This is a genomic window from Aquabacterium sp. (assembly GCF_004297345.1).
Lineage (GTDB): Bacteria > Pseudomonadota > Gammaproteobacteria > Burkholderiales > Burkholderiaceae_C > Aquabacterium.
This window is the reverse complement of the sequence record NZ_SCTN01000553.1, coordinates 1-3,364: the sequence shown is the minus strand read 5'-3', so window position 1 is coordinate 3,364 and position 3,364 is coordinate 1. Positions and strand designations below refer to the sequence as shown.

General features: G+C 58.4%; 4 protein-coding genes. 3 read left to right on the top strand and 1 reads right to left on the bottom strand.

All coding sequences use genetic code 11. The annotated features are described in order from the left end of the window. Window positions 1-325: alpha-isopropylmalate synthase regulatory domain-containing protein (locus EPO09_RS21265; protein WP_290646451.1), on the top strand; the 325-nt coding region annotated here is incomplete at its 5' end. Window positions 326-500: 175 nt separating this feature from the next. Continuing rightward, window positions 501-1,586: a D-alanyl-D-alanine endopeptidase gene (pbpG, locus tag EPO09_RS21260; protein ID WP_290646453.1), complete on the top strand. Its 1,086-nt coding sequence runs from the start codon at window positions 501-503 to the stop codon at window positions 1,584-1,586. Window positions 1,587-1,648: 62 nt separating this feature from the next. On the opposite strand, the gene EPO09_RS21255 is transcribed toward pbpG, so the two are convergent. Next, the gene (locus EPO09_RS21255; protein ID WP_290646449.1) at window positions 1,649-2,380 is read right to left on the bottom strand and encodes an IclR family transcriptional regulator; all 732 of its coding nucleotides are present in this window, start codon (window positions 2,378-2,380) and stop codon (window positions 1,649-1,651) included. A gap of 193 nt (window positions 2,381-2,573) precedes the next feature. On the opposite strand from EPO09_RS21255, the gene EPO09_RS21250 reads away from it, so the two are divergent. Further along, window positions 2,574-3,364 (top strand): TIGR03790 family protein (locus EPO09_RS21250; protein WP_290646446.1); only part of this gene is annotated, 791 nt, incomplete at its 3' end.

The window sequence follows — 3,364 nt, the reverse complement described above, 5'->3', positions numbered from 1 at the left end:
GCGCCCACACGCCAACATCGTGTTCGTGGCCGGAGATCAGGAACACCGTTCCGAGAGCGATGGCAATGGCCCGGTGGATGCATCCCTCAAGGCAATCGAGGCTGTCGTGAATAGTGGCGCGGAAATCGTCCTCTACTCCGTCAATGCGATCACGTCGGGAAGCACAGAATCACAAGGAGAGGTCACAGTTCGTCTGCAGCATAGTGGGCGAGTTGTCAATGGGGTCGGAGCAGATCCGGACATCGTGGTGGCGTCAGCCAAAGCCTATCTTTCTGCGTTGAACAAGCTTCACAGCAAGTCAGAAAGGGTGGCCGCACAGGGTTGACCCGCATGACGGTGGTCTGATCAGCCAGGCCACTTGATAAAAGACGCGTAAGTCTTTGATCTTGCGCGTCTTTTTTATTACACTTGCGAGACGACGAAAGGGCTGTACCGTGGTGTGCTCGAAATTGAAGAAAAACTGGCTTGTTATCGCACTGGTTTCAGTGCTTTCCGTGTCTATCAGCACCACTGCTGAAGCCGCCACCAAAGCCCGTCAGAACAACACCCATACCGCCAAAGCCAGCAAGGCTGGCAAGGCCAAGCCTGGTGCGCGCAAAGGTAAGGCACGTAGTCGAGTGGCTCAAGCTGCACCACGTGCCAGCGTTGTTCGCGCCGTGCCAGATAGCGCCGAACCGGCCAAGCTGACTCCTGTGTCGATCAATGCTGCTGCACCTGCTCGTCCGTCAGCCAATCTGGCGGCTGCTTCCAGTGCGTCGGGTACCTCGTTTGGCCAGCTCTACGGCCTGCATCACACACAAGATCCACTGGATCTGAAGTCCAGCGTGGCGTTGGTGATGGATCAGGACACCAACGAGGTGGTGTTCGCCAAGAACTCCGAAGCAGTGTTGCCCATTGCTTCCTTGACCAAGCTGATGACGGCGATGGTCATGGTGGAAGCCAAGCTGCCGCTGGAAGAAACCATTTCCGTGACCTCGGATGACGTCGATACCGAGAAGAACAGCAGCTCGCGCCTGGCTGTCGGTGCCACGCTGACCCGTGGCGAACTGTTGCATCTGGCCTTGATGTCATCAGAGAACCGTGCGGCGCATGCCTTGGGGCGTACTTATCCAGGCGGCTTGCCTGCGTTTGTGGTGGCCATGAATGCCAAGGCTCGTTCGTTGGGCATGGCCGATACCCGTTATGTGGATCCAACTGGTCTGAACAGCGGCAATCAATCCAGTGCAAAGGATCTTGCATCACTGGTCAAGGCGGCTTATCAACAGCCTTTGATCCGTGAGCTGTCGACTTCGCACGAGTACGCCGTGCGTGTGGGCCGTCGCGAAGTTCAGTTCCACAACACGAACAGTCTGGTGCGCAATCCCGCATGGGATATCGGTCTGCAAAAGACGGGCTACATCGTGGAAGCTGGTCGTTGCCTGGTGATGCAGGCCAAGATGGCCGGCCGCAAGTTCATCATGGTGTTCCTGGATTCCACGGGCAAATACTCGCGTCAGGCTGATGCCGAACGTGTGCGCCGCTGGATCGAATCGGCCACGCAAAAAGGTGCTTTGAGCAGCTTGCCACACAACAAGATTCAGTCCTGATCCTGACTGAAACAAAAAAGCCACCGTCATGCGGTGGCTTTTTTTTTGGGGCGTTTTCCGGGTCAGCCGTGATGCCAGCCCAATGTGCTGGAAATGCGCTGTGCGGTGTTTTTCAGCGCTTCGCCCCATTCAGGGCTCATGCGGGCGGCTGGTGCGTTCAGCGCCAGGCTGGCTGTCACGCGGCCTTGATCGTCCAGGATAGGGGCTGCGGTCAGTTGCAGAGATGGATCCTGCCCTTCGCCTTCCTGAGCCATGCCGCTTTGGCGAATCACAGAGAGTTCGGCGTGCAGCCCTGGATGGACGCCAGTCAGGCCTTGCAGTGCCGAGCCGGATTCGTTGATCAGCAGGATCTTGCCAGCGGCGCTGCTGGTCAGCGGTACGCGCAGGCCCATCACGCGGGTCACCTGTACGCCATTGCGCTCTGACACCGTGCGTTCAATGCACAAGGCGTCGTCGTCCTGGCGGATGAACAATGAGACAGGGAAGCCGGTCAGCCGATGCAACTCCTGCATGGGGCGTACGGCGAGATCACGTACATCAAGCCTGGTGCGGACCAGGTTGCCCAATTCCAGCAGCCGCAAGCCCAGCCGGTAGCTCCCGGGGCCGGAGCGTTCGACCATGCCGCCAACGGCCAGGTCATTGAGGATGCGGTGAGCAGTGGACGGGTGAAGCCCGGTCTGCTCGCTGATCAATTTCAGTGAAACTGCACCACCATCGCGTGCCAATGTGTCCAACAGACTGAACATTCTGCTGAGAACCTGGATCGAAGTGGATGCTGCTTTGGTATCGCTCATCGGGGTTTTCCTCCGTGAGAAGGGATTTTGAAAGGCGGGATCCCCCATCAATCGGCGAAATAATCCGGGCCTTGAGCGCATTTCCACCCGTCTGCCGTGTCGTTTTCGGCATTTCATAACGCCTATGACTATTTCCAGACCATTTGCGCCAATTTGGCGAGTTTCACGCCGCGTTTTCCAGTCGATTTCCGCTTTGTCACCGGGGTTGTTGGCGGCCTGTTTTGTCGGTTCGGTGCTGGCTCAGTCGGGTGGCCCTGCCAGTGGCATGGACAAAGGAGGCGCGAGCGGCGCGGCGGCCGCCTCGCAGGCGACCTCGGCCGCTGAGGCGGCACATCCTGAATCTGCGGTCTCGGCGCCACCCGTTCGCAAGTGGGTTTCGCCTTTCCCACGCGTGATCGGCAAGCTGGAGGCCAAGGACATCGGCCTGGTCATCAACGACGATGATCCGTATTCCGTGCAGGTGGGGGCGTATTACGCCAAAGCAAGGCATATCCCTGCTGGGCAGATCTTGAGGGTCAATCTGCCCTTGAAGGCCGAACTGTCTCCTGCGGAATTTGCCAAATTTTCCAGGCAGGTGGACGCGTTTTACGGCAATCGGGTTCAAGGCCTGGCTCTGGCCTGGAAGCTGCCTTATGCCGTGGCGTGCAACTCCATCTCGGGGGCCTTGGCTTTGGGTTATGACGGCAAGTTGTGCAGCGAAGCCTGCCAGAAGCCAGGGCACAAAAGCAAATCCTCTGTCTATTTCGGATCGGTGTCCGTCAAGCCCTTCAAAGATCACCACATGCGCTTGAGCATGATGCTGGCCGCCAAAGACGTGGAGGGTGCCAAGGCCTTGATTGACCGTGGTGTGCGCTCAGACGGTACGCTGGGATTGAAGGGGGCGCCTCCGGTGGATGTGCACTTTGTCACCACGTCAGATCAAGTGCGCAGTGTGCGCCAGTGGTTGTATCCACCGGCTGGGCCGCAACCTAAGGTCGGCATCAA

Coding starts and splice junctions, on each gene's coding strand:
- EPO09_RS21255 (WP_290646449.1), bottom strand. CDS start 2,380: ATGAGCGATACCAAAGCAGCATCCACTTCGATCCAGGTTCTCAGCAGA.